The organism is Halomonas sp. HAL1, assembly GCF_030544485.1.
Classification (GTDB): domain Bacteria; phylum Pseudomonadota; class Gammaproteobacteria; order Pseudomonadales; family Halomonadaceae; genus Vreelandella; species Vreelandella arctica.
The window spans coordinates 750712-775210 of record NZ_CP130610.1 but is presented as its reverse complement, the minus strand read 5'-3'; the positions used below and the strand labels follow the sequence as shown (position 1 = coordinate 775210).

General features: G+C 55.3%; 19 protein-coding genes and 2 pseudogenes. 6 read left to right on the top strand and 15 right to left on the bottom strand.

What is annotated here, in order from left to right; translation table 11 throughout:
* The first annotated feature begins 114 nt into the window (after window positions 1-114).
* Window positions 115-1029, top strand: coding sequence for an inorganic triphosphatase (locus Q3Y66_RS03690; RefSeq protein ID WP_008959037.1), 915 nt, complete (start codon window positions 115-117; stop codon window positions 1027-1029).
* Between the two features lie 64 nt (window positions 1030-1093).
* Window positions 1094-1972 carry an ion transporter gene (locus Q3Y66_RS03685; RefSeq protein WP_008959038.1) on the top strand — a complete coding sequence of 293 codons (879 nt, stop codon included), beginning with the start codon at window positions 1094-1096 and terminating at the stop codon, window positions 1970-1972.
* Window positions 1973-1979: 7 nt separating this feature from the next.
* Here the strand turns inward: Q3Y66_RS03685 and Q3Y66_RS03680 are convergent, their stop codons facing one another.
* Entirely contained in the window at window positions 1980-2600 is a 621-nt protein-coding gene (locus Q3Y66_RS03680; protein ID WP_008959039.1) for an L-threonylcarbamoyladenylate synthase, read from the bottom strand.
* A gap of 102 nt (window positions 2601-2702) precedes the next feature.
* On the bottom strand, window positions 2703-3623 hold the full coding sequence (locus Q3Y66_RS03675; protein WP_083832269.1) for a PHP domain-containing protein: 921 nt from the start codon (window positions 3621-3623) through the stop codon (window positions 2703-2705).
* A 144-nt stretch (window positions 3624-3767) separates the two neighbouring features.
* Here Q3Y66_RS03675 and Q3Y66_RS03670 point away from each other — a divergent pair, with 144 nt between their 5' ends.
* The 4 genes from Q3Y66_RS03670 to Q3Y66_RS03655 all read left to right on the top strand — a co-directional run bounded on the left by Q3Y66_RS03670 (window position 3768) and on the right by Q3Y66_RS03655 (window position 8918).
* Window positions 3768-4067 carry a YciI family protein gene (locus Q3Y66_RS03670; protein WP_008959041.1) on the top strand — a complete coding sequence of 100 codons (300 nt, stop codon included), beginning with the start codon at window positions 3768-3770 and terminating at the stop codon, window positions 4065-4067.
* A 157-nt stretch (window positions 4068-4224) separates the two neighbouring features.
* Window positions 4225-6252 carry a bifunctional tRNA (5-methylaminomethyl-2-thiouridine)(34)-methyltransferase MnmD/FAD-dependent 5-carboxymethylaminomethyl-2-thiouridine(34) oxidoreductase MnmC gene (mnmC, locus tag Q3Y66_RS03665; protein WP_008959042.1) on the top strand — a complete coding sequence of 676 codons (2028 nt, stop codon included), beginning with the start codon at window positions 4225-4227 and terminating at the stop codon, window positions 6250-6252.
* Between the two features lie 115 nt (window positions 6253-6367).
* The gene (locus Q3Y66_RS03660; protein WP_303319501.1) at window positions 6368-7417 is read left to right on the top strand and encodes an IS110 family transposase; all 1050 of its coding nucleotides are present in this window, start codon (window positions 6368-6370) and stop codon (window positions 7415-7417) included.
* Between the two features lie 451 nt (window positions 7418-7868).
* Entirely contained in the window at window positions 7869-8918 is a 1050-nt protein-coding gene (locus Q3Y66_RS03655) for an IS110 family transposase (protein WP_303319501.1), read from the top strand.
* A gap of 406 nt (window positions 8919-9324) precedes the next feature.
* Here Q3Y66_RS03655 and Q3Y66_RS03650 read toward each other — a convergent pair whose 3' ends face one another.
* From Q3Y66_RS03650 to Q3Y66_RS03590, 13 genes and pseudogenes are all read right to left on the bottom strand, one after another.
* Window positions 9325-9600, bottom strand: a complete 276-nt coding sequence (locus tag Q3Y66_RS03650; protein ID WP_008957491.1) for a YheU family protein — start codon at window positions 9598-9600, stop codon at window positions 9325-9327.
* Window positions 9600-9824: pseudogene (locus tag Q3Y66_RS03645) on the bottom strand (BRCT domain-containing protein); the annotation flags it as partial. The pseudogene Q3Y66_RS03645 and the gene Q3Y66_RS03650, both read right to left, overlap by 1 nt.
* Window positions 9825-10067: 243 nt before the next feature.
* Window positions 10068-10193 (bottom strand): annotated as a pseudogene (locus Q3Y66_RS03640) (hypothetical protein); the annotation flags it as partial.
* Complete coding sequence (ligA, locus tag Q3Y66_RS03635) at window positions 10186-12537, bottom strand: NAD-dependent DNA ligase LigA (protein ID WP_008957493.1); 2352 nt, start codon at window positions 12535-12537, stop codon at window positions 10186-10188. The gene ligA and the pseudogene Q3Y66_RS03640, both read right to left, overlap by 8 nt.
* Before the next feature lie 155 nt (window positions 12538-12692).
* Complete coding sequence (gene zipA, locus Q3Y66_RS03630; RefSeq protein WP_008957494.1) at window positions 12693-14555, bottom strand: cell division protein ZipA; 1863 nt, start codon at window positions 14553-14555, stop codon at window positions 12693-12695.
* Between the two features lie 649 nt (window positions 14556-15204).
* Window positions 15205-18699 (bottom strand): chromosome segregation protein SMC, encoded by a 3495-nt coding sequence (gene smc, locus Q3Y66_RS03625; RefSeq protein ID WP_008957495.1) that lies wholly within the window; start codon window positions 18697-18699, stop codon window positions 15205-15207.
* 33 nt (window positions 18700-18732) lie between these two features.
* Complete coding sequence (gene ccmI / locus Q3Y66_RS03620; RefSeq protein WP_008957496.1) at window positions 18733-19980, bottom strand: c-type cytochrome biogenesis protein CcmI; 1248 nt, start codon at window positions 19978-19980, stop codon at window positions 18733-18735.
* Window positions 19977-20447, bottom strand: a complete 471-nt coding sequence (locus Q3Y66_RS03615; protein ID WP_008957497.1) for a cytochrome c-type biogenesis protein — start codon at window positions 20445-20447, stop codon at window positions 19977-19979. The genes ccmI and Q3Y66_RS03615 overlap by 4 nt, the downstream gene beginning before the upstream one ends.
* Complete coding sequence (locus Q3Y66_RS03610) at window positions 20438-20965, bottom strand: DsbE family thiol:disulfide interchange protein (protein WP_008957498.1); 528 nt, start codon at window positions 20963-20965, stop codon at window positions 20438-20440. The genes Q3Y66_RS03615 and Q3Y66_RS03610 overlap by 10 nt, the downstream gene beginning before the upstream one ends.
* Complete coding sequence (locus Q3Y66_RS03605) at window positions 20962-22971, bottom strand: heme lyase CcmF/NrfE family subunit (RefSeq protein WP_008957499.1); 2010 nt, start codon at window positions 22969-22971, stop codon at window positions 20962-20964. Before Q3Y66_RS03605 ends, Q3Y66_RS03610 begins: the two co-directional genes overlap by 4 nt.
* Before the next feature lie 53 nt (window positions 22972-23024).
* On the bottom strand, window positions 23025-23534 hold the full coding sequence (ccmE, locus tag Q3Y66_RS03600; RefSeq protein WP_008957500.1) for a cytochrome c maturation protein CcmE: 510 nt from the start codon (window positions 23532-23534) through the stop codon (window positions 23025-23027).
* Window positions 23531-23722: a heme exporter protein CcmD gene (ccmD, locus tag Q3Y66_RS03595; RefSeq protein WP_008957501.1), complete on the bottom strand. Its 192-nt coding sequence runs from the start codon at window positions 23720-23722 to the stop codon at window positions 23531-23533. Before ccmD ends, ccmE begins: the two co-directional genes overlap by 4 nt.
* A complete protein-coding gene (locus Q3Y66_RS03590; RefSeq protein ID WP_008957502.1) occupies window positions 23722-24489 on the bottom strand; it encodes a heme ABC transporter permease in 768 nt (255 codons plus the stop codon). Before Q3Y66_RS03590 ends, ccmD begins: the two co-directional genes overlap by 1 nt.
* Between the last annotated feature and the right edge of the window lie 10 nt (window positions 24490-24499).

The following is a 24499-nucleotide window of genomic DNA, read 5'->3' as shown; positions in this document are numbered from 1 at the left end:
GAAGCCTGGAAATGGCGGCGCCAGTATAAAGAGTGCGCCCGCCGCCGTCATGAAAAGTTCATAAATGTAATCAAATATTCATTTAAATGTCACGATAACGAGGTGGCGAGCGTCATGAAAAACCCAATCCCCATGGAAGTAGAACTGAAACTTGCCCTTGCACCAGAGGGACCTGCCGCGCTGTGTAACCACCCGTTTCTAGTATCGAAACCCTCACACCAGCACACGTTAACCAATACCTATTTTGACACCCCGGAAGGCGATTTAGCGAAGGCGCATATTGCGCTACGCCTGCGCAAAATAGATGGCAAAGTGCTACAAACGGTGAAAACCGCAGGCCAGGGCGGCGGCGGATTATCTCAACGACAGGAGTGGGAGTGGCAAGTTCCTGACCACGAACTGGATCTGGTAGCTCTTGCCGAACTGCTCCCCTTTCAAGGCCAGCTTAGCAGCGTGCTACATGCCCTTGCCCCCCAACTCAGCACCGATTTCACGCGGCGCAGCTGGCAGCTAACCGATGGCTTAGTAAACCCAGGCGCAATAGGCCAGCGCAGTCATATCGAGCTGGTGCTGGATGAGGGCGAAATTATCAGCGGTGGCTACCGCACGCCCATCCGCGAGGTAGAACTTGAATTAAAGGACGGCGACCCGGAAGCGCTGTGGGCATTGGCACTGACACTTTCAGAACAGGTACCGCTGCGCCCTTCAGATAGCAGCAAAGCATCTCGGGGCAATGCACTTAGCAACCAGCACTGGCCACTTCCCAAGGCGCACTCACCGGCTGAGTGGCTACACCGCGCAACGCTGGCGCTGGATGCCTACCACGACAGCCAGCAGGCAAGCTTTCTAAGCGATGCCCAACAGGCGTTAGTCACTCTCGCTGACCACCCCGCGCTGGATGACAACGCCCGCGTGTACGCTCAGGCGTTACCCGGCAGCTTAGATGCCAATGGTCAGCCCAGCACGGCTTACGGTAACGCTGCGTTGGCACTGGCCCATCGCTTGGCGTACCAAACCGAGCTACGCTAACGGCTTAATGCTATTTCAGGACTGTTTTTAAGGACCGAATTGAGGCCCACTTCAGGATGATGCGATGAATTTAAACTTAACCCCCGGTGCGGAAGGCCTACGCGCTCAACTTTTTCATATTATTTTCGAATCCGACACACCGGGCGCTAAAGCCTTTGATATTGCCTTGATCGGGGCTATTTTGTTGAGTGTCGCGGTCATCCTGTTGGGTAGTATCGAGATTTACGCCGAACGCTACGGGCCCATTTTCTTCTACATTGAGTGGGCATTAACGATACTGTTCAGCTTAGAGTTGTTAGTTCGCATTTACTGCCTTGAGCGCCCCTTGCTCTATCTAAAAAGCTTTTATGGAATCGTCGACTTAATCGCTATTTTACCCACTTGGCTAGTGCTACTGGTCCCTGGCGCTCATGGGCTGGTGATTGTTCGTTTGCTGCGAGTGCTGCGTATTTTCCGCATTTTGCGCCTGATGGAGTTTGTCGGTGAAGCCAGCCTGCTACTCGACGCGTTAAAACGCAGCCTGCGTCAAATACTGCTATTTTTTTCTGCCATTTTCATGGTGGTCACGCTGTTCGCGGCGTTGATGTACACCATTGAGTCACCGGAAGCGGGCTTCACCAGTATTCCAATGTCGATGTACTGGGCCATCGTTAGCATGACCACCGTGGGCTACGGCGACATCGTCCCCGCCACCGCGTTGGGTAAAGCGATTACCATGATCTTGATGCTGCTGGGCTACTCGATTATTGCTGTGCCCACCGGGGTATTCTCCGCTCAGGTGATCCGCTCAATACGTGAGGATCGTTACTCCGAGGAAGCCTGCCCCGGCTGCGGGCACGACCGCCATGAGAAGCGTGCCCGCTACTGCCTGCGCTGCGGTACTTGGCTTGATGAAAATAGCGAAGACCCGCGCAAAGCCAAAGAAGAACCTTCGTCTGACTAGACTCAATCTAAACGAAAGGCGTGATATCACCGCGCCCTTCGCGAATGATGGTAGGCGGCAGTTCGCGCAGGTCGATAACGCTGGTGGGGTCTAGATGACAGGCGCCACCGTCGATAATGGCATCCAGATGCGCGCCAAAACGCTCGCGGATCTCTTCCGGGTCGTTCATGGGAAAATCATCGCCCACCGGAATGAGCGTCACGCTCATCAACGGCTCCCCCAAGGCTGCCAGCAACGCATGCGTAATGCGGTGATCAGGCACGCGTACACCAATGGAGCGGCGTTTGGGGTGCAACAATAGCCGCGGCACTTCTGAAGTAGCATCCAGGATATAGGTGTACGGCCCCGGCGTATGCGCTTTCAACAACCGGAAAACGTCGTTATCTACCTTAGCGTAGGTGCCGATCTCAGATAAATCGGAACACACCAGGGTGAAGTTGTGTTTATCGTCCAGTGAACGCAGCCATTTAATCTTTTCAATGGCTTTCTTCTCACCCAGATGGCAGCCCAAGGCATAACCTGAATCGGTGGGGTACGCCACTACGCCGCCTTTACGAATGATCGCAATCGCCTGATCAATCAGCCGCTTTTGCGGGTTTTCGGGGTGAATCTGGAAATATTGGCTCATAAAACTACTCCTTTCATAGCTCACTGTCTTAGCGGTTCCTACAGCATAGCTGACCTTAGCTGGTGATAACTTAAGCTGACGAGAACTTAAGCTAACGATAACTTAGCCAATCGCTAACAGACCGGGGGCGGCATCGCGTAGATGCACCAAGCGCGGATGCTGCCATATCGGGGGCGCTGCCGTGCGCGGTACCAAGCTCATACTGCCGGGTGCTGCATGGCTGCCGGGGAAGTGAAAGTCGCTGCCCAAGGAAGCGTATAACTCACGCTCGACCAGTTGGCGCGCCAAGTCACGGGTGCTATCCGGGTTCTGCTGGCCGCTAACCAGCTCAACCGCTTGGCCGCCCGCCGCCTGGAAGGTATCCATCAACAGGCCACGCTTGCGTCGAGTGAGGCCATGGCGCAATGGATGGGCGATCACGGCAACGCCGCCTGATTCCACAATCCAGCTCACGGCTTCGCTGATTTCCGGCCAGTGGGCTTTGACATCGCCCTTCTTGCCGCTGCCTAGGTAACGCTTAAAGGCACTTGCCCAGTCTGGCACCACTCCTTCTGCTACCAGCGCGCGGGCAAAATCCGGGCGGCCTAGGGGGCGGTCGCTGCCTGCGTGAAGGCGCGCTTTTTCTAGGGCGTCGGGTAAACCTACTTTTTCCAGTCGTTCGGCAATGACTTCCGCACGCTGGATACGCGCCTCACGCTGCTGAATCAAGCCTTCCACCATCGGCCCCTGCAAGCCGCCGGGCATCAGCGCCACGACATGAATATTGACCCCTTGCCAGCGTGTGGATAACTCACAGCCGGGGATAAGACACAGCCCTGCTTGCTCGGCGGCGCGGCCCGCTTCTTCAATGCCGTCCATGGTATCGTGATCGGTAAGCGACATGTGCGTCAGCCCGCGCTCGGCGCACAGCGTTACCAGCTCAGTGGGCGATAGCGCACCATCAGAAGCGGTGGAGTGCATGTGCAAATCAACCGGGTAACGCTGATCGGCATCAAAGGTATAAGGAAGTCGAGACATAAGCATGACGCCGTGTGAGCAGTTTGTCAGAATGCGCTTTTCAGCTGTGAATAAATCGTTCGCAATGGGTAAGATATGGTGCGCGCATCTGTCTGCGCGGTCAATGAACGCTCACTTTTCATCCCCTTCTTTTCAAGGAGTTATATCCACATGCTGTACGCCATTATGAGTGAAGACGTGCCCAATAGCTTAGAGCGTCGTTTAGCGGCTCGCCCTGATCACCTCGCCCGCCTGGAAGCGCTGCGTGACGAAGGCCGGATGGTATTAGCGGGTCCTCACCCTGCCATCGACGCTGAAAATCCCGGCGATGCTGGCTTTTCCGGCAGCTTGGTCGTGGCGGAGTTTGAGAGCCTGGAAGAGGCTACCGCATGGGCGGATGCCGACCCATACATGATTGCGGGGGTCTATGCCAAGGTAATTGTTAAGCCGTTCAAGAAAGTTTTGCCTTGACCCCAATAGGCGAGTGTGGAGGGTCCGCCCGCTTTTTCACAGAGCCTGTGGAAAACTCTGTGCAAACCCGGCGGACGCTTTGCGCTAAGCCAGAGCCAGCGCCGACGGCGACAAATTGATCATTTTTTAACCAATTCTTCATTAAACGGATATCTGCGTGACCCAACGTCCCAATGCTTTGCCTGCCCTCGCGGCGTTAACCACGCCTTTACTTACCTGGAACGAGGGAGCACCCCACGCAACCGCATTTGATGACATCTATTTCACCCGTGGCGATGGGCGCGCTGAAACCGAACATGTTTTTCTGGGTGCCAACCATCTTCCCCAGCGCTTTGCTGAGTGGAAAGCAGCAAGACCGTTCGTCATTGGTGAAACCGGCTTTGGTACCGGGCTGAACATACTCTGCGCCTGGGCTTGTTTTGAGCAGCATGCAGCGCCCAATGCGCGGCTGCACCTGTTATCCACAGAGAAGTTTCCTCTTGAGCATGAGGCGCTGGAACAGGCGCTTAGTGCCTGGCCTTCGCTAGCGGCTTATGCACAGGTGCTATGCGCCCAGTGGCCCGCTGCCGTGAGCGGCATTCACCGCCTGCACTTAACCGAGCGCGTCACGCTTGATCTGCATTTCGGCGATACCACAGAGCGCCTGGAGCAGTTAGATGGCCAAGTCGACGCCTGGTTTTTAGACGGTTTTGCGCCTTCTAAAAACCCCGATATGTGGCAGCCAGCGCTATTTAACGCCATGGCCGCCCGTTCACGCCCCGGCGCGACATTCGCCACCTTTACCTGCGCTGGTATCGTCAAACGGGGATTAAAAGCCGCAGGCTTTAGCTGGAAGAAAGTGCCAGGCTATGGTCGCAAGCGGGAAATGCTCGCGGGCAGTATCGAAACGCCGCCTGTGGAGCAGCGCCGCCAGGCAACACCCTGGTTTACCCCGCCGCCCGTGGCGGCTGTAAAGCACGTTGCGATAGTCGGTGCTGGGCTGGCGGGCAGCACGATGGCGGCAGCGTTAGCGCGGCGCGGCATTCAGGTAACGGTTGTTGAGCGCGAAGCCCCCGGCGCGGGCGGCTCAGGCAATCGTCAGGGCGCGCTGTATGTAAAGCTGGCTGCCGAGACTAATCACCAGAGCCGTGTTTACCTTGCCGGGCTGCTGTACAGCCAGCGTTGGCTTACCCAACAGCTATCCACACAGCCGTTATCCACACCCCCTTTATGGCAGCCTTGCGGCGTGGTGCAGTTGGCGAGTAGTGATAAAGAAGCACGCCGCCAGCAGCGTTTTATTGAACAACACCCGCTGCCCAGCGACGTTGTCACTGCGCTAAACAACCCGGCGCTAAGCGAAGCAGCGGCCATGCCCATTGACGCACCCCATGGGCTGTTTTACCCACAAGCGGGATGGGTTCAGCCCAAGGCCCTATGTGAGCACTTACTTAGTCAGCCAGGAGTGACTTTCCAGCAGGGTGACGTTAGCTCCCTTACCCGCACAACCGCCGGGTGGCAGCTCAATCTAGACGATGCCAGCACGCTTAATGTCGATCAGGTAGTGATTGCCAGTGCGCATTTGGCTAACCGCTTTGCGCAAACCAGCGAACTGCCGCTGCAGTCGGTCCGCGGTCAGATTAGCGAGATAAAACTACCCGATGGGGTAGCAGGCCCAACCCGCGTGATATGCGCCGGTGGCTATGTATCGCCTGCTCTGGATGGCGTACTGACATTTGGCGCCAGCTTTGTACCCAATAACGCAACCACCGATGTAACCGCCGACGATCATCAACGCAATATTGATGAGCTGCGTCAGACATTGCCCAACTTAGTCGCCGAGCTGGAAAAAGCCGGTAGTGAATTAACGCCTGAACACCTTCAAGGTCGCGCGGCGGTGCGTGCGGCCAGCCCTGACAAAACCCCTTATGCAGGGCCTGTGCCGGTAGCAGAGGCGTGGCAGGCCGACTATGCGCGGCTAGCTAAAGATGCTACTCGGGTGCCAGAGACGCCAGGCGAGCACCACCCAGGCCTGTGGATATCGACGGCTCATGGCTCACGCGGGCTAGCCAGCGCGCCGCTATGCGCCGAGGTGATTGCTTCAAGAATGTGCGATGAACCGATGCCGCTGGAAGCGCCCCTGGTCGATCACTTGCACCCAGGGCGACGCATTATCAGCGCGATTATTCGGGGCGAGAACGCTCAATAGGCAAGCTTGAGATTGCCGCGTCGCTGCACTCCTCAATGAAAGGGACTCCTCCCCTCTCGAAGCTTCAGCGAGCTACATTGATAGTTGAACCACATCAATGCGGAGGGGAAGAGCCATGAACAAGCATACGACGATAGGTATTGATCTGGCAAAGCGTGTTTTTCAAGTGTGTGTTGTCGACACCCGCTCCTCGCGTGTTCAGGTCAACAAAGAGCTTAAACGACATCAGGTCTTGGATTTTATGCGCCGCCAACCGGCCTGTCGGGTATTTATGGAAGCGTGCGGTGGATCGCATTATTGGGCGCGACAACTGCAGGCCCTCGGCCATACCGTTGCCCTCATTTCGCCCCAGTTTGTGACGCCTTTTCGCAAAGGGCACAAGACAGATGCCAATGACGCCCTCGCTATTGTAGAAGCCGGATGTCGTCCGGACATGCGCTTTGTACCACTCAAAAGCGTAGAGCAGCAGGATATTCAGAGCCTGCACCGCATTCGGGAGAGGTACATCCATCAGCGCACCCAGTTGATCAATCAGGTTCATGGGTTATTGCAGGAATATGGAGTGATCAGCGGTCGGGGACAGAAAGCGTTAAAGCAACGTGTCTGGCTCGCCCTGGAAGATGCCGATAACGAGCTTTCGATGCTGATGCGTGACTTGATTGCCGAGCAAATGGCGGAGCTGGATCGACTCAACGAGCGTATTCAGTCACTGGATAAGCGCGTGGAGCAGATGAGCCGTGCGGTGATGCCTTGTCGCCAACTGTTGGCGATTGAGGGAGTGGGACCGGTGGTCGCCACCCAGCTCTATAGCGCCCTCGGTAACGGCAACGCCTTCAAGAAAGGTCGCCAAGCGTCAGCCTATCTGGGGTTGACGCCGACACAACACAGCAGTGGTGGCATCGCGAAGATCAAGGGCATTGGCCGAACGGGGCAAATCTCGCTGAAAGCCGCCCTGATACGCGGCGCACACTCGGCCATCAACACCGTGGGTGACAAGCAGGATGCCAAAAGCCGTTGGCTACGCGCGCTGGTCGCACGCGTGGGCAAGAACAAAGCGGCTGTCGCGTTAGCGAACAAGACAGTACGAACCGCCTGGGCGGTTCTGCACAGCGGACAGTCCTATTGTAGAGAGTTTAACGACGGTTCAGCGCTGATGGTGAGCTAAGCGGTAGCACCATCAGCGGCTAAGCGCCGAGAGGCGGCTACCTTGTTGCCGGGCAACGATCGATGAAAAACAGGTCAGACCGACCTTCTCGCAACCTGATCATTGCGATGGCTGAAAAAGCCTACGCCTCGTTGAGGAGAGAAGGTGCGCGACGTTCATCAGGGTCAGGGGATAGCGTCCCCATCAAGAGACCGACTATACGCACGCATCGGCTTATGTTTTTCCATCATCGTCGTTTGCAACCGGGGAGGAGTCCCTATACGCAATGACAGGACTCGATGTTTCAGATAAATGTCATCGCGAGTGAAGCGCGGCGATCTCGGATTTGCCTGCCACTGCCAGCAAAGATTGCCGCGTCGCTACGCTCCTCAATGAAAGGGACTCCTCCCCTCTCGAAGCTTCAGCGAGCTACATTGATAGTTGAACCACATCAATGCGGAGGGGAAGAGCCATGAACAAGCATACGACGATAGGTATTGATCTGGCAAAGCGTGTTTTTCAAGTGTGTGTTGTCGACACCCGCTCCTCGCGTGTTCAGGTCAACAAAGAGCTTAAACGGCATCAGGTCTTGGATTTTATGCGCCGCCAACCGGCCTGTCGGGTATTTATGGAAGCGTGCGGTGGATCGCATTATTGGGCGCGACAACTGCAGGCCCTCGGCCATACCGTTGCCCTCATTTCGCCCCAGTTTGTGACGCCTTTTCGCAAAGGGCACAAGACAGATGCCAATGACGCCCTCGCTATTGTAGAAGCCGGATGTCGTCCGGACATGCGCTTTGTACCACTCAAAAGCGTAGAGCAGCAGGATATTCAGAGCCTGCACCGCATTCGGGAGAGGTACATCCATCAGCGCACCCAGTTGATCAATCAGGTTCATGGGTTATTGCAGGAATATGGAGTGATCAGCGGTCGGGGACAGAAAGCGTTAAAGCAACGTGTCTGGCTCGCCCTGGAAGATGCCGATAACGAGCTTTCGATGCTGATGCGTGACTTGATTGCCGAGCAAATGGCGGAGCTGGATCGACTCAACGAGCGTATTCAGTCACTGGATAAGCGCGTGGAGCAGATGAGCCGTGCGGTGATGCCTTGTCGCCAACTGTTGGCGATTGAGGGAGTGGGACCGGTGGTCGCCACCCAGCTCTATAGCGCCCTCGGTAACGGCAACGCCTTCAAGAAAGGTCGCCAAGCGTCAGCCTATCTGGGGTTGACGCCGACACAACACAGCAGTGGTGGCATCGCGAAGATCAAGGGCATTGGCCGAACGGGGCAAATCTCGCTGAAAGCCGCCCTGATACGCGGCGCACACTCGGCCATCAACACCGTGGGTGACAAGCAGGATGCCAAAAGCCGTTGGCTACGCGCGCTGGTCGCACGCGTGGGCAAGAACAAAGCGGCTGTCGCGTTAGCGAACAAGACAGTACGAACCGCCTGGGCGGTTCTGCACAGCGGACAGTCCTATTGTAGAGAGTTTAACGACGGTTCAGCGCTGATGGTGAGCTAAGCGGTAGCACCATCAGCGGCTAAGCGCCGAGAGGCGGCTACCTTGTTGCCGGGCAACGATCGATGAAAAACAGGTCAGACCGACCTTCTCGCAACCTGATCATTGCGATGGCTGAAAAAGCCTACGCCTCGTTGAGGAGAGAAGGTGCGCGACGTTCATCAGGGTCAGGGGATAGCGTCCCCATCAAGAGACCGACTATACGCACGCATCGGCTTATGTTTTTCCATCATCGTCGTTTGCAACCGGGGAGGAGTCCCTATACGCAATGACAGGACTCGATGCTACAGCTAAATGTCATCGCGAGCGAAGCGCGGCGATCTCGGATTTGCCTGCCACTGCCAGCAAAGATTGCCGCGTCGCTGCACTCCTCGCAACGACATACCGGAATGCTTTTCGGAAGATGCGTCTAAAAATCACCCTCTTCCTCGTCATCGGCGATATCACGGCCAAACGAGCGCCAGCGAGCTAGGGTCATGACCTCGGTCATCTCCAGCTCAAGGTCATGGGCGATGATCAGTTCGTTACGCTCAAGCTGCTTTTTGAGCTCGGCTACCCAGCCATGCATGCCCTCGCCCGTGGTATCGGTCGTGTCGTAACCCTGGCGGGTCACAAACGCCTCAAGCAGCGCATTGAGGGTTTCCGGTGGCAGCATTCTTGCGGGCACTTCAATAAAACGGCTCATTAACTCTGCTCCCACTCTGCCAAACGTTCAATAAAGGTCGCTTCATCCACTACTTCAACGCCCATCTGTTCGGCCTTGGTAAGTTTGCTGCCTGCAGCTTCACCAGCGACGAGACAGGTCGTTTTCTTCGATACGCTGCCCGCCACCTTCGCCCCCAATGCCTGTAAGCGCGCCTTGCCCTCATTTCGGGTCATGGTGCTTAGCTTCCCGGTGAGAACCCATGTAGTAGATGCTAGATTTTTTTTAAAATTATTATCTTTTGCAGTAAGTAATGAAACCTTATTAGGTATAGATGAAGATACTCTTTTTTTACCCGCCGAGGTTCTTCCAAAAAAAGCTTCACTATTGCCATTAACCACCTTCTCCGCCAAACCTGAAGATGACATTTCAACAATAAAGTTCATCAGTTGTTCTTCATTGGCCCCATCATTAAAGGCTCCACTAGCTAAATCTCTTAAATGTTTACAAGGTCTTTTCTCACCAAGCTGGTAAGCAGGACAAGAGCAAGAGACTTTATAGCTACCTGAAACATCATATAACTTTACTGCGTAGTCCCTGCTACCACGATATACGGCTGAAAGAACTTCAATCACTCAGACCTCCAACGATTTCTTGAAATCTCTTTTCATCAACCACTTCAATACCTAATTTTTCAGCCTTGTCTTTTTTAGAACCGGGATTATCACCTACAAGTACAAAGCTTGTCTTACTCGAAACGCTCGATGAAACCTTAGCGCCTCCCATTTGAAGCTTTTTCTTTGCTTCATCTCTAGTGAGATTTACCAAAGTTCCGGTTATAACCCAGATCTGATCCTTTAACGGCTGGGAGCCTTTCTCGGAAAAAGCCAACGCCTGAGTCCAGTGAACACCCAACTCAATTAATTGTTTTTCTATTTCTAAATACTTTTGATAAAATCCTTCATCCTCAACTTTTGAAGCAATACCAACAACAGCCTTTTTCGAAAATCTTATTTTATTCGAAGAAAAACAAGATCTTGCATCTTCAAAAAAATCTGAAATGGAATCATAAGCAGCTTCAATCTTGCTCGCCGTACCTGAAGCAACACCATCAAACTCCATTTGTGAAATTATCTTACTCATTCTCACACTAGAAGCTAGTTCAGAACTAACACCATAATCTTTGTTATCGGGAACGCCCATGCTCACAAGCTTTTTCACATCTTCAATATTATGCGAATCTTTAAAAAATTCGTAGAAGCTTTCAGCAGCAGACCAGCCAACGTCTGGAACCAAAGAAAGAATTTCTGGATATATATAAAAACATCTTTTCACATAGCCTAAGCTTTCACCAATAACCCGAGAAGCTTCTGCGCCAACATTAGGAATGCCCAACGAGAATATAAATCTTCCCAGCTCTATATTTCTTGCACTATCGAGAGAAAACTTAATATTTTTTGCAGAAAGCTCTCCATAACCAGGCAGGTCTTTCAAATAGCATTCATCTAAAAGATATAAATCACTAAGATTATTCAATTTGTGATCATCAACAAGCTTTTTAATCAGTGATACCCCAACACCCTCTATATCAATAGCATTTCTAGAAACGTGATGCTTAATAGTTTCAACAAGTTGTGCAGGGCACACTAATTTACCTACACATCTATAGGCTGCTCCAGGCTTCGGTATTTTTTTATTTTTAAGTTTTTTATATAAAATAACTTTTTCTATATTGGAGCCACATATTTCGCAAATTGTAGGAAATACTATTTTATCGCCATTATTTTTTTTAACTACACTAACTATTTGAGGTATTACATCACCGGCTCTGCGCACACTGACCAAGTCGCCTTTTCGCAAGCTGAGTCGTTCTATCTCATCTGCGTTATGCAGCGTGGCATTGGAAACCGTGACGCCTGCCACGGTGACCGGTTCAAGGCGTGCCACCGGGGTGATTGCCCCGGTGCGACCCACCTGGAACTCGACATCGTTAAGCGTGGTGACTTCTTCCTGGGCAGGATACTTAAACGCCACCGCCCAACGCGGCGCGCGGGCGACAAAGCCCAGCTCACGCTGGTAGCGCAGATCGTTTACCTTGATCACCACGCCGTCGATATCAAAGCCAAGCGCATCGCGTTTTTCGCCCAACTGCTCGCAGTAGTCGGCGACAGCTTGCGGGCCTTTGACGACTTTCAGCTCTGCACTGGCGCGAAATCCTAGCGTGGATAACCGTGCCATTAGTTCGCTGTGGGTGGTATCGCCTAAATCAGGCTCCAAGCGCGCTGCCTGATAGGCGTGAAACTCCAGCGGACGTTTCGCGGTAATACGCGGGTCGAGCTGACGCAGGCTGCCTGCCGCCGCATTGCGCGGATTGGCAAATACCTTGCTGCCCTCTTCCCGAGCGCGCTCGTTCAACGCCTCAAACCCTGCATGGCGCATAATCACTTCACCACGCACTTCCAGCAGCTCGGGTACGTTTTTGCCCATCAGCTTTAACGGCACCGAACGCAAAGTGCGCAGGTTAGAGGTGATACCTTCACCGGTACGTCCATCGCCCCGGGTGGCGCCGCTCACCAGCACGCCCTGCTCAAAAACCAGCGACACCGCCGCACCGTCCAGCTTAGGCTCGCAGGTAAATTCAACCTCGTCCGCACTGCACTCCAAGCGTTCCGCCACCCGCTCGGCAAAGGCATGGATATCCTCGCGGCTAAAGGCATTATCCAACGACAGCATAGGGATTGCGTGCGCCACTGATGGAAAGCCATCGGCGGGGGCGGCGCCTACGCGCTGGGTGGGTGAATCGCTGGTGATCAGTTCTGGATGGCTGGCTTCCAATTGCTGTAAACGTTGCAGCTGACGGTCGTAGTCGGCATCGGTAAGGGTGGGATCATCCAGCACGTAATAGCGGTAGTTTGCCTCATCAAGGGCGGCCCGCAGCTGGGTAATCTCTTCCAACGGTTGAGAATCAGACTTGCTCATTAGAATGGGTTCCAGTACTCGGCAGCGACAACGCAAAACCTAAGCAATTTAAAAATTGAACGAACGTGAAAACTGAACGACTGTAAAATTAGCGTTTATTGAACAAAAACACCCGCCTTCTGGCAAGAAGGCGGGTGTTGAACAGCCAGTGTGATTTAGCGGACTTGCATATGCCGATGCAGACGATGGCGACGCTCAAATTCACGCACCCGCTGACGGGCAAACTCGATCGTTTGTGCGGTCATCACACTGCGGTTTTCATCTTTCAGTTCGCCGCCCATATGACGTACCACGACCATGGCGGTTTCAACCATCGCCTCGAACGCGGCTGCGCTATCAAGTGCACCCGGCAGTGGCATCAGTAAGGTGATGCCTGGGGTCATGAACTCGCCCATCTCTTCAATGGGGAAGGTGCCTGGTTTAACGACATTGACCATGGAGAACTGCAGTTCGCTGTCATCACTTTCCGTTTCAAAGCGGTGGAAAATGCCCATTTCACGGCTATAGCGCAAGCCACACACCATCATGAGTTCCAGCAGCTTGCTACCGTCAAACCCTTCGGGATCACGGGAGAGAACGCTGATAACAACCACTTCTTCAGCGCTGGAAAGCGTCTCTTTGGCGTGTTCGCCGCTCACATCGTGACGTAGGGCTTTTTCTAATGTGGGATGTATGCGGACGCTATCATTCCCCCCGCGCTCCTCAGCAGCGCGATCGTCATAAGCAGCATCACTGGCATAATCGGCGTTTTCGTCAAAATCAGCAGAGTAGCCCTCTTCATAAAGGGGCTCTTCATACCGAGACGCTTCACGAGCTTGATCATCCGCTCGCTGCTGAGCAGCCAGTCTATCCGCGGCCGCTGCATTGGCTGCTGCCTCTTCACGTGCCTGCGCCTGCTCTTGGGCTACGCGAGCACGCTCAGCATCGGCGGCTTCTTTCGCTTCACGCCGCTGTTCCGCTTCCACTGCTTTACGCTCAGCTTTCTGCTTGGCCAGCTCCTTATCTCGCAGCGCTTTCTCAGCCTTTTTACGTTGTTTCTCTTTACGACGCTCGATCAACCGGCGCTTCAATGAGCGGCCCATGCCTTCAAAGTCGATTAACCGGTACTCATCCACTTCGTCATCGTCCAGCTCGTCGTGCTCACCGGCTGTATCGGAACGCAACTGACGACGTTTAGGAGAGTGATCATTAGCATGTTTTGCAAATACGGCATCTTCTGGCTCAGCACGCAGTACCGGTTCAGCGTCATAATCAGGCTGAACAGAGGCTTCCGTATCCATTTCGCTTGCGCGAATAGACATGTCATCAGGCGAAGCAGCTGCCTCACGGGTCGTTGAGTCTTCTTTTATAGCGTCCTGTGGAGCAGGCTCAGTTGCTTCAGCGTTCGCGTTAGAAGCGGTTGCGTTAGCCATTGCAGCAGAATCAGCGGCCGCCGTTGGCTCGGCTTCGTGTTGCGATACGGCCTCTCTATCTTGAGGAACCTCAGCAGCCTTTAAGGTACTGGCCTTTGAAGTGCTGTTCATTGAAGTACTTGCCATAGAAATACTGGGCTCAAGGCGCTCATGCTCAGTCGGCATGGAGGGTGAAGTCGTCGCAGTATTTGCTTTAGCGACGGCTGGGCGCTCCGCTTTTTCTGCTGCTATTGATTGGGAATTAGCGATGGATTCCGCTTTTGCAGCTTTGCGTTTGGCTGCTTTAGCTGACGCCGAACGCCTAAACTCAGAAAGCACTCTGGAAGGGCCAGGATGCTCTTGACGCTCTAACTTTGGTTTATTACCTAAGCCACTATAGTCAGCGGGCTTAACGACTCGTGCACCGCCATTGGGTAGTTCCCAATTGATCTCTGCTGCTTTAGCAGCTTCATCGGGATCATCTTCTAGCTGACTAGCTGAAAGATCCTTTTCCGCCTGATCCAGACGGGGTACACGACGCTGACGTTGAAGTCTTCGCGCACCGTCTATAACGATGAGCGATACCAACGCCAGCCCTAAAATGATTAGCCACTCTCTTAGTTCCATGTCGAACGTTCCATGGTCATCTTGCCGGTTGCTAAGGCACCATGCCTAAATATGGGTAACTGCTATTTAATAAGTACTTGCCACCAAGCATAGCGCGATTGCTATGAAAAGGGCCAATTTTTGCTGATAATTACGCTATTTTCACGCTTTTGAGACTGTTATTGAAGCCGGTTAAGGCAAAAGTCCGACCTTAACTTCAGCCAAAAGTGCCACGAGCCTTTGATCTAATCGTTATACATCGCTTTATAAAGGAAGCTCGAAAGCTACAAAAGCCATTTTGACCGTTGGGAAGTGCATAACCGTTTCAGCCATTTGCTTACTAACGTGCTAATCATCCCCCTTGGCAAGATCCATTTATAAGCTGCTTAACGTTCTCATACCAAACATTAATAGAGGTAATATAGTTAACTTGAGCGCGTTAGGACATTTTTTTGCGTATTTGCATAACGTTTATCACTCCATGATTAACAAACTGCTGTTTATAGTTACAGTCTCTTCCAAAATTCTTCTGCTGTCGCACTGATGGGGCGGCCGGTCGTGTTAGATATATATGCACCGTAATATCCCAACGCTCATCCAGTACACGCACTAAGCGGCTATCGTTAATTTCTTGCTCAGCAAGACTTTTGAAGGTGAAGGAAAAAGGCGCTTAATCGACCAGCGCTGCCGCTTCTTCAATACCCACCGAGACTAACCTAGATACGCCGGGCTCTTGCATGGTCACCCCCATCAAGCGCTCTGCGGCTTCCATGGCAATTTTATTGTGAGTGATATAGATAAACTGCACGTTCTCAGACATCTCTTTCACCAACCGGGCGTAACGGCCCACGTTGGCGTCATCCAGCGGTGCATCCACTTCATCCAGCATACAGAACGGCGCAGGGTTGAGCTGAAAGATAGCGAATACCAACGATAGTGCAGTCAGCGCTTTTTCACCGCCCGATAGCAGATGAATGGTGCTGTTTTTCTTACCCGGCGGGCGCGCCATAATCGCCACGCCGGTTTCCAACAGGTCATCGCCGGTTAGCGTTAACCATGCCGCACCGCCGCCGAATACACGGGGGAACAGCGCCTGCAACCCGGCATTGACCTGATCAAAGGTCTCGCGGAAGCGCACCCGGGTTTCTTGGTCAATACGCTTAATCGCCCGTTCAAGAGTTTCCAGCGCTTCGGTCAGTTCGGCGTGCTGCGCTTCCAGATAATTTCGTCGCTCGGCCTGCTGGTCATACTCCTCAATGGCGGCGAGGTTGATCGCCCCCAAGCGGCGAATCTTGTCCGTGGTACTTTCCAGAAGTTCCTGCCAACGGGTTTCCGTCGCGTCCTGGGGCAACTGCTCAGTGAGGGTCTCGACGTTATGGCCAAGCTCCGTTAGCTGCTCATCCTGGGTGGCGGCTTTAAGTGCCAGCGCCTGCACGTCCATACGCCGCTGCTGGAGCTGCTCACGACTCTGCTCCAGGTTACGTTCATGCTGCTGACGGGCAAGTTCGTCACTGCGCAGTTGCTCAGCCAGTGCCTGGGCCTGCTGACGAGTCGCGTTTAAGCGCCCCTCCTGCTGCTCACGCTGATGAAGCAGCTCTTCAAGTTCTTCCCCCGCCAGCTCGTCGGGCTCGACCAACATCTCCCGCGACTCTTCAAGCTCGGCAATACGCAGCGAGAGGCGCTCCTCAGAATCACTTGAGCGCGCCTGCTGAGAGCGCAGGCTATCCCGCTCAGCGCTTAAACGTTCACGCTCAAGTGCCAACGCCTGCTGCTGCGCTTTGAGCGGCGCATGCTGCTGGGTCAGTTGATCACGCGCCTCGCGCTGCCGGTTGCGCTGCTCCGCACTGGTTTCCCGTGCTTCGGCGGTGCTCTCCAGCTGCTCCATCGCTACATGCCAGCGGGCGCGCTGCTCATCAAGAGTAAGCGCTAACTCTGCTTCATCCTCTTGTAGCTGGGCAAGCTCTTCATCGAGCTCCGTCGCACGACCTTCAAGGTGTTCCAAGCGCTGGGCCAAACTACGCTCTTTCACCGCCAACTGCTGCAGGGTGGTGGCGTGAGCACGCTCCTGTTCGGCCTGCTGCTCGCGAGCCTGCTCCAGCGCTTCAATCGTCTCACTGGCCGCCTCACACTGCTCCTCTGCCAGCACCAAGGCCTCTTCTTCACTTTCGCGCTGAGCGGAAAGCTCGTCGTAGCGGCGGCGGGTCAATAGAAGCCCGTCGATGCCTTCACCGTTGGCCTGCTGATGCAGCCAGCCACGGCCCAACCAAACCCCATCCTGGCTCACCACGCTTTCGCCGGGCGCCAAATGCGCTACCTGCGCCTCTGCCTCTTCGGCCGTTTGCGTATAGTGAATGCTTGCTAACCACTCGCCCAGCGCGCCTGCACCTTTGACCAAACTGTCTAATCGCTGTCCTGAGGTTGAGGGAGCTGGCGAGGTTTGATCGATCAAACGCCAATCGGTGGCTAAGGCCTCGGGCAAGGCCGCCAACTGGTGGCGAGTGACTAAACGTGCATTGAGCCATGGCGCAAGCAACCAGGAAGTAAGCGCTTCCCAACCTTGTGCTACTTGTAATACCTCGCCCAGCTGGGGAGCCTCTGCCAAACCATGCGCTTCCAGGGTTGTGCCTATCGCAGGGTCGTGATCCACCAGTGCCGCATCAATCAACGCTTGCAGCGAGGCCAGCTCCCCCTGACGTTGGCTCAGTTCAGCGCGCTGATGATCGCGCGTTTGAGTCGCCTGCTGGTAGGCCGCCTTGGCATCACCGTAGCGCTGCTGCCATTGATCGCGCTGGGCTTGAAAGCCTTCCGCCTGCTGCTGGGCATCCGCTAACTGCTCTTCGCATACGGCATGCTCTTCGCGTAGCCCTGTGAGGTCGGCGACCTCACTGCGCTGCTGGCGGCGGCGCTGATTTTCGGCTTGCAGCCGCTGAATGCGCTGCTCCAGGTCGCGCAGTTGATCCTGGCTACGATCAGCGTCGCGGCTGGCATCCCGCCAGCGGGTTTCGGCATCGGTCCACTGCTGCTCGGCGGCTTCCAGAGCGGGGGAAGCGTCGGCCAGCGCCTGTTCCAGACTTTCGAGCTGCTCTTCCAACGCTTCGTGTTCGGGGAGCAGATCATCAAAGCGCTCGTCAATCGCGGCTAAACGTTCCTGATCGCCTTCGCTTACGCGGCGCTGCTCATCCAAATCACGCCGAGCCGTGGCAATGTCGCTGGCCAGCTGGGTTTCGCGGCTGCGCCGGTGGGCCTGATCCTGCTCTAAACGAGCGATGCGCGTGGTGGTTTCAAAGAACTGCTGTTGGTGGCGATCAAGCACCTCAGAAAGTTCGTCGTGCTGCTCCCGGGCTTGTTCCAGACGGGTTTCGCACTGACGAACGCCGAAGACATCTTTTTCGACCGCGATTTCCAACTCGCGAACGCGGCTCTCCTGATGGGACTGCTCCGCCCGCAGGGTGCGGCCGCGCAGCAGCGCCAGCTCACCCTTGAGCCGATACTCCTGCTCCTTGAGATCCTGATAGCGTTTGGCCGCTTCGGCCTGACGTTTAAGGCGCTCTAACTGTTTATCCAGCTCTTCGCGAATATCGTCCAGACGCTCCAGGTTCTCCTGGGTGCGCCGCATGCGGTTTTCGGTTTCCCGGCGGCGCTCTTTGTACTTGGAGATACCCGCGGCCTCTTCCAGCGTCGAGCGCAGGTCGTCGGGGCGAGCCTCGATCAACCGCGAAATCATGCCTTGGCCGATGATGGCGTAGGAGCGCGGCCCCAAGCCGGTGCCCATAAATAGGTCGGCGATATCGCGCCGACGGCACTTTTGACCGTTGAAGAAGTAGTTGGATTGCCCATCCCGCGTTACCAAGCGCCTAACGACGATTTCGGCATACTGCGCATAAACGCCGCCCATACCGCCGTCGCGGTTGTCGAACTTGAGCTCTATGGAGGCTTGGCTAATCGGCTTTCGGCCAGTGGAGCCGTTGAAAATGACATCGGCCATGGACTCGCCGCGCAGGGTTTTAGCGGAGGACTCCCCCATGACCCAGCGCACAGCGTCAATAATGTTGGATTTACCGCAGCCGTTGGGGCCCACGATGGCGGTCATATTGCCATCGAAGGGTACCGTCACGGGATCCACAAACGACTTGAACCCGACTAAGCGAATCGAGGTTAAGCGCATGTCGAGATAGTGCTCTTGTTATTCAAAGCAGGGTTATTCAAAGACACGGTTAATGACCACCTCAGCGGCTTCATCATCTGAGATTGATCCGACGCTGACGCTCTCAAGATCACCAAATAGATCACCCGGTTGGGGCATGGCTTGCCCAGAGGGCGAAACGCGCACCACCAAACGTGCCTCCCGTACCTGAGAGATTTGCGCTTGGGGCGACATGGCGACGCTATTATCTAACACGACGGTCATGGGCAGTTCAGACACTTGTGCTTGTACCACAGCCAGCGGTGGTAGTTCACCTTCCACATCACGAGCGGTGATAAACACCGTGTCGTCGCCGTCAACGCGATCGGCGAGTTCTTCGTCTAACGAGACACTCACACGGACACCTGAACTCTGGGCGGCTTCCACGGCAGCCTCTTCAGGCGCAACGCCCATCCGCTCTTGGGCAACGCGAATGCCATCGCGCAGCGAGGCAGCGGTATTGGGGTCTTCGATGTTGGCCACAGCACGGCGCCAGCGGTCGATAGCCTGTTCATAGTCACCGTTATCAAAGGCATGAATACCTAACATGCCTAGCACGGTCGGCTGGCGTGGATCTTGTTCCAGCGTTTCATCGACCAGCGCCTGCACTTCATCGGTGAGTTCGCGCTCGGCCATAAAGAAACGAATTTGCGCTAGTTGAGCAAGCAGCGGTGGAATGCGGCCCTCAATCTCCATCAAGCGTTCAAGCGCATCGACGGCCTGGGGCATCTGTCCAGTTTCGCGATAGACCGGAAACAGCGCGCTCCATACGTTTGGGTTATCCGGCTGACGCTCGGCCTGCTCTTCCATGCGCTCGATATACATACTCAGCGAGCCTTCGGGGTCATTCTGTACTTCTTGCTGAACGGCGAGTAACACGAGGTCGCCCTCGGCGCCCTTCTGCTGATACCAAAGCACGCTGACCACCACCACAGCCACCATAACGACCGGCACCACAAGGCGACCCGCCCCCGCTGGTTTGAGCGGCCGGCGCGCACGCACGGCGGTGTCTTCCAGCAGGCTACGCTCAAGCTCCAAGCGGTCTTCTTCAAAGCGCTCGGCGTCAATGTCGCCACGCTCTCGCGCCGCTTCTAAGGACGTTAAGCGACGCTTAAAGATCGCCACGTTCTGCTCGGCAGAGGTGTCATTGGTTTCAAACGCATGTTGTTGATCATGTAATCGACGTGCGTTTCTTAGCGGCGCTACCAGCAGCCACAGCGCGGGGAGCAGTAAAACGGCAATCGCAATCCAGAGCAGCGTCATGAAGACCTCTTACGGTTAATCAGCGCATCTATACGCTGGCGCTCTTCGGCGCTCAACGCTTTAGCAGAGGCATTTCGGCGGGCACGAATCATTAACACAACCACCAGCGCGCCTAGCAGCACCAGCGCAATAGGCAGCCCCCAAAGCAGATAGGTGCGGCTTTCCAAACGCGGGTTATAGAGAATATATTCGCCAAACCGCTGGACCATATGATTGATGATTTCGATGTCCGACTGGCCGTCTTGCAGCAGTTGGTAGACACGCTCGCGCATGTCCCCCGAGATAGGGGCATCGGAATCGTCAATGGCCTGGTTTTCACACAGCGGGCAGCGCATCGAGGCGGTTAAATCGTGATAGCGCTTCTCCGTGACCGGATCGTCAAACTCGCGTAGCTCGATCCCCCCCGCCGCTGCACCAAACGCTATGACCAGCAGAAGTAGCGCTGCCATGGTTCGCATTAGCGCCATTTTTCCACCTCCGGCAGGATTCGTTCGCGGACGTCTTGTGGCGATACGTAGCCCTTATGGTGATAGCGAATAACGCCGTCGGCATCGACCAGAAAGGTTTCCGGAGCGCCGTAAACGCCAAGATCAAAACCCAGTTCGCCTTCTGGATCAAAAATATTCACTTCAAACGGATCGCCAAACTCGCTGAGAAACTCCATGCCTTTCTCGCGGGTATCGCGGTAGTTAACCCCGACCATCCGAATATCCTGATCGGCCAGCTCCAGCAGTTGGGGCATCTCCTGCTTACACGCGGGGCACCACTCGCCCCATACGTTAACCAGGGTGACGTCGCCCTGAAGCAGCGATTGATCCACGCGTCGATTCTCATCGCGCAGCGTGGTGGCTTCAAAGGCCGGGAACTCTCGCGCCATCAGCGCGGAATCGCGCTGGGAAGGATCCAGCGATAGGCCCTGGAAAAAGAACAACGCCAAGCCTAAAAAGCAAACCGGCAGCAGTAATAGCAGTAACCGACGCTTCATACAGCGGCCTCCTGCGCAGTATCGCCTTTGCCGGACGCTTTCGGTGCCTCACGAGTGACCGTCGCGCGGCGATAGCGCTTGTCGAGCACTGCCAATACGCCGCCAAATGCCATAAACAGAGCGCCCAGCCATAGCCAGCGTACAAAGGGTTTGTATTGGACACGCATCGCCCAACTGCCGTCGCCAAGGTCTTCGCCCATGGCCACATAGAGATCACGGAACAGCCCCGGCCGCAGAGCCACCTGGGTCATCGGCATACCGGTCGCGAGATAAAGGCGCTTTTCAGGGCGCATGGTGAAACTGCTACCGGTGTCGCCACGCTGTACCTGAAGGATCGTGGTGTCTGCCAAAAAGTTCGGCCCGCGACGCTCGGCTAACTCCGTCATGGTGAACTGATAGCCCGCCACTTCAACCGTGGTACCCGGCGACATACGCACGTTACGCTCGATGTTGTAGTTGGAAACCACCGCAACACCCACAATCGTGACCGCCACACCAATGTGTCCTAACACCATGCCCCAGTAAGAGAGTGAGAGCTTGCGTAACCCGGCGATGAACGAGCTGGCGTGGCGGGTTTTATCGAATACATCGCGCACCATCGGTAGCACAATCCAAAGCGCAGAGACGATCCCCAGGGAGACAAACAGGTTCCACTCACCGCGATAAAGCAGCGGCATCAGTATGCCCAACACCAGCGCAGCAACGCCCGCCAACCAGAGCTTACGGACTAGGTCGCGCACCGCCATCCCCTTCCAGCGCGTTACCGAGCCTAGTCCCATAAAGATGCACATCATCACGGTGAGCGGTACAAACAGCGCATTGAAGTAAGGCGGGCCCACGCTGATTTTACCCAGCCCCAGGGAGTCAAGAATCAGCGGGTAGACGGTGCCAAGCAAAACGGTGACCGTCATGATGACCAGGAAGATATTATTGACCAGCAGCAGCGCATCGCGAGAGAGCCAATTAAAGCCCACTTTGTGGCTGACCCGCGGGGCTCGCAGTGCGAATACCAGCAGCGAGAGCGTCACCGTAATCGCCAGCAGCATCAGGATAAAGAAGCCACGGGCAGGGTCGTTGGCAAACGCATGTACCGAGGTGAGCACGCCGGAGCGCACCAGGAAGGTTCCCATCAGCGACAGCGAAAAGGTCGAGATCGCCAATAGCACGGTCCAGCTCTTAAACGAGCCGCGCTTTTCGGTCACCGCCAGCGAGTGCACCAGCGCAGTCCCCGTTAACCAGGGCAGCAGCGACGCGTTTTCGACCGGGTCCCAGAACCACCAGCCGCCCCAGCCAAGCTCGTAATAGGCCCACCAACTGCCCAGGGCGATCCCCACGGTCAAAAACGCCCAGGCCAGATTCGTCCAGGGACGTGCCCAGCGCGTCCAGGCGGCGTCTAGGCGCCCTCCCATGAGAGCCGCAATCGCAAAGGCAAAGACCACGGAAAAACCCACATAGCCCATGTAAAGCATCGGCGGATGCACCACTAGCCCGAAGTCTTGCAGCAGCGGGTTGAGGTCGGCACCGTCTTGAGGCATGTCGGGCAGCAAGCGTTCAAAAGGGTTAGAGGTGATCAGGATGAATAGTAAGAAACCGACACATACCATGCCCATGACGCCCATCACCCGAGCGACCATATCCCGCGGCAAGTTGCCGGTGAACAGGCTCGCCGCAAAGCCCCAGCCTGCCAGCATTAGGCTCCATAGCAGGACAGAGCCCTCATGGTTGCCCCACACCGCGCTGAATTTGTAGTACCACGGCAGCAGCGAATTGGAGTTATTCGCTACGTTAGCCACGCTAAAGTCATCCAGCATATAGCTCGCGGTCAAACAGGCGTAGGCGATGGCAATGAACAGAAACTGCCCGGCCGCCATGGGCTGACCATACGCCATCCACAGTGGGCGGCGGGTCGCTGCACCGGCCAGGGGCATCACTGCCTGCACCATCGCCATCAACAGCGCGATGATGAGGGCGAAGTGGCCAATTTCAGGAATCATTTTAATCAGCATGTGCGCTCCGAATTAGCACTGGCGGTAGGGCAAGTCGGTTAAACGATGGGGGGTTAATACTCGCTTGCTTGAGGGACGCCCTCTTCATCAAGCCGCTTACCCACTTCGGCAGCTTTGGCCTGATAGTCGGCTGGCGAATAGCCCGCCTCTTCAAGTGCCTGCGCTACTTCAGGCGGCATGTAGTTCTCATCGTGACGCGCCAGCACTTTATCGGCATACAAACGGCCATCGGTTTGAAGCTCCCCGACCACCACCACACCTTGGCCTTCGCGGAATAGATCGGGAAGGATGCCGCTGTAGTAGACCTCTAGGTCATCGACATAATCAGTCACGGTAAACGCGACGTCCAGGCTGTCAGGGTTACGGGACACCGAGCCCTCTTTCACCATGCCACCCGCGCGAATCTGTCGTTCCATGGGCGCATCGCCCTGGGCGATCTGCACCGGGCTAAAAAACAGATTAATGTTGGCACGTAGCGCATACAGCGTTAGCCCGACAGCAATCGCGGTTAACGATACCAAACCCAAAATGACGAAGAGTTTCTGTTTACGTTTAGGGGTCATTGGGCGTTCTCTCTCAAGCTATTTGCGCGCCGTGCCCGACGCTTTATGCCATTCAGTAACTGACGTTGTTCAACACGTGCATGCCAAACGGTGGCCACCAGCAGCAGTGCCGTTACTCCCCAGGCAGACCATACGTAAGGTGCATGGCCACCCATGGCGAGAAATTCGGAAAATGAGGCAAATGCCATTAGCGCGTCTCCTCTGCCTGTGCATTCACTACCTGGCCGTTAACGAGCTCCTGTACCCAGCGCTTGCTCGACTCTCGGCGTAGGATCTCGCTGCGCGTGCGCATCAGCGTCAAGGCAATAAAAAAGCTGTAGAAACCCAGCACCATAATGACCAGCGGTAGCCACATTTCGGTGGGCATCGTTGGGCGCGAGGTTAATGTAAACGAGGCTGGCTGGTGAAGGGTGTACCACCAATCCACCGAGTATTTGATGATGGGAATGTTGATGACGCCCACCATGGCCAGCACCGAGGCTGCCCGTGAGGCGCTATCGCGGCTGGTAAACGCACCGCGCAGGGCAATCACGCCTAAATAGAGAAAGAGCAGAATCAGCATGGAGGTAAGTCGGGCATCCCACATCCACCAGGTACCCCAGGTCGGCACACCCCATACAGCACCGGAAAATAGCGCGACAAAGGTCATCGCAGCGCCCAGCGGTGCCATGACTGCCGCCGCCATATCGGCGACTTTAATTTTCCAGACCATAAACACCAGCCCAGACACTGCCATGGAAATAAAAATCGATTGAGCTAAAAAGGCCGCCGGTACGTGAACATAAATGATCCGGAAGCTGTTGCCCTGTTGATAATCCGCAGGCGCAAACGCCAGCCCCCACAGCGAGCCAGTGACCAATAACAGCACCGCTGCGGCCCAAAACCAGGGCTGTAATTTGGCGCTAATGCCATAGAACCACTTGGGTGATCCCAGTTTGTGTATAAAGGCCCACATAGCGTGTCCT

Excerpts from the sequence above, each read along its gene's own strand:
- Q3Y66_RS03690 (WP_008959037.1), top strand. The coding sequence starts at position 115 with ATGAAAAACCCAATCCCCATGGAAGTAGAACTGAAACTTGCCCTTGCA.
- Q3Y66_RS03685 (WP_008959038.1), top strand. The coding sequence starts at position 1,094 with ATGAATTTAAACTTAACCCCCGGTGCGGAAGGCCTACGCGCTCAACTT.
- Q3Y66_RS03680 (WP_008959039.1), bottom strand. The coding sequence starts at position 2,600 with ATGAGCCAATATTTCCAGATTCACCCCGAAAACCCGCAAAAGCGGCTG.
- Q3Y66_RS03675 (WP_083832269.1), bottom strand. The coding sequence starts at position 3,623 with ATGCTTATGTCTCGACTTCCTTATACCTTTGATGCCGATCAGCGTTAC.
- Q3Y66_RS03670 (WP_008959041.1), top strand. The coding sequence starts at position 3,768 with ATGCTGTACGCCATTATGAGTGAAGACGTGCCCAATAGCTTAGAGCGT.
- Q3Y66_RS03660 (WP_303319501.1), top strand. The coding sequence starts at position 6,368 with ATGAACAAGCATACGACGATAGGTATTGATCTGGCAAAGCGTGTTTTT.
- Q3Y66_RS03655 (WP_303319501.1), top strand. The coding sequence starts at position 7,869 with ATGAACAAGCATACGACGATAGGTATTGATCTGGCAAAGCGTGTTTTT.
- Q3Y66_RS03650 (WP_008957491.1), bottom strand. The coding sequence starts at position 9,600 with ATGAGCCGTTTTATTGAAGTGCCCGCAAGAATGCTGCCACCGGAAACC.
- ligA (WP_008957493.1), bottom strand. The coding sequence starts at position 12,537 with ATGAGCAAGTCTGATTCTCAACCGTTGGAAGAGATTACCCAGCTGCGG.
- zipA (WP_008957494.1), bottom strand. The coding sequence starts at position 14,555 with ATGGAACTAAGAGAGTGGCTAATCATTTTAGGGCTGGCGTTGGTATCG.
- smc (WP_008957495.1), bottom strand. The coding sequence starts at position 18,699 with ATGCGCTTAACCTCGATTCGCTTAGTCGGGTTCAAGTCGTTTGTGGAT.
- ccmI (WP_008957496.1), bottom strand. The coding sequence starts at position 19,980 with ATGACGCTGCTCTGGATTGCGATTGCCGTTTTACTGCTCCCCGCGCTG.
- Q3Y66_RS03615 (WP_008957497.1), bottom strand. The coding sequence starts at position 20,447 with ATGGCGCTAATGCGAACCATGGCAGCGCTACTTCTGCTGGTCATAGCG.
- Q3Y66_RS03610 (WP_008957498.1), bottom strand. The coding sequence starts at position 20,965 with ATGAAGCGTCGGTTACTGCTATTACTGCTGCCGGTTTGCTTTTTAGGC.
- Q3Y66_RS03605 (WP_008957499.1), bottom strand. The coding sequence starts at position 22,971 with ATGCTGATTAAAATGATTCCTGAAATTGGCCACTTCGCCCTCATCATC.
- ccmE (WP_008957500.1), bottom strand. The coding sequence starts at position 23,534 with ATGACCCCTAAACGTAAACAGAAACTCTTCGTCATTTTGGGTTTGGTA.
- ccmD (WP_008957501.1), bottom strand. The coding sequence starts at position 23,722 with ATGGCATTTGCCTCATTTTCCGAATTTCTCGCCATGGGTGGCCATGCA.
- Q3Y66_RS03590 (WP_008957502.1), bottom strand. The coding sequence starts at position 24,489 with ATGTGGGCCTTTATACACAAACTGGGATCACCCAAGTGGTTCTATGGC.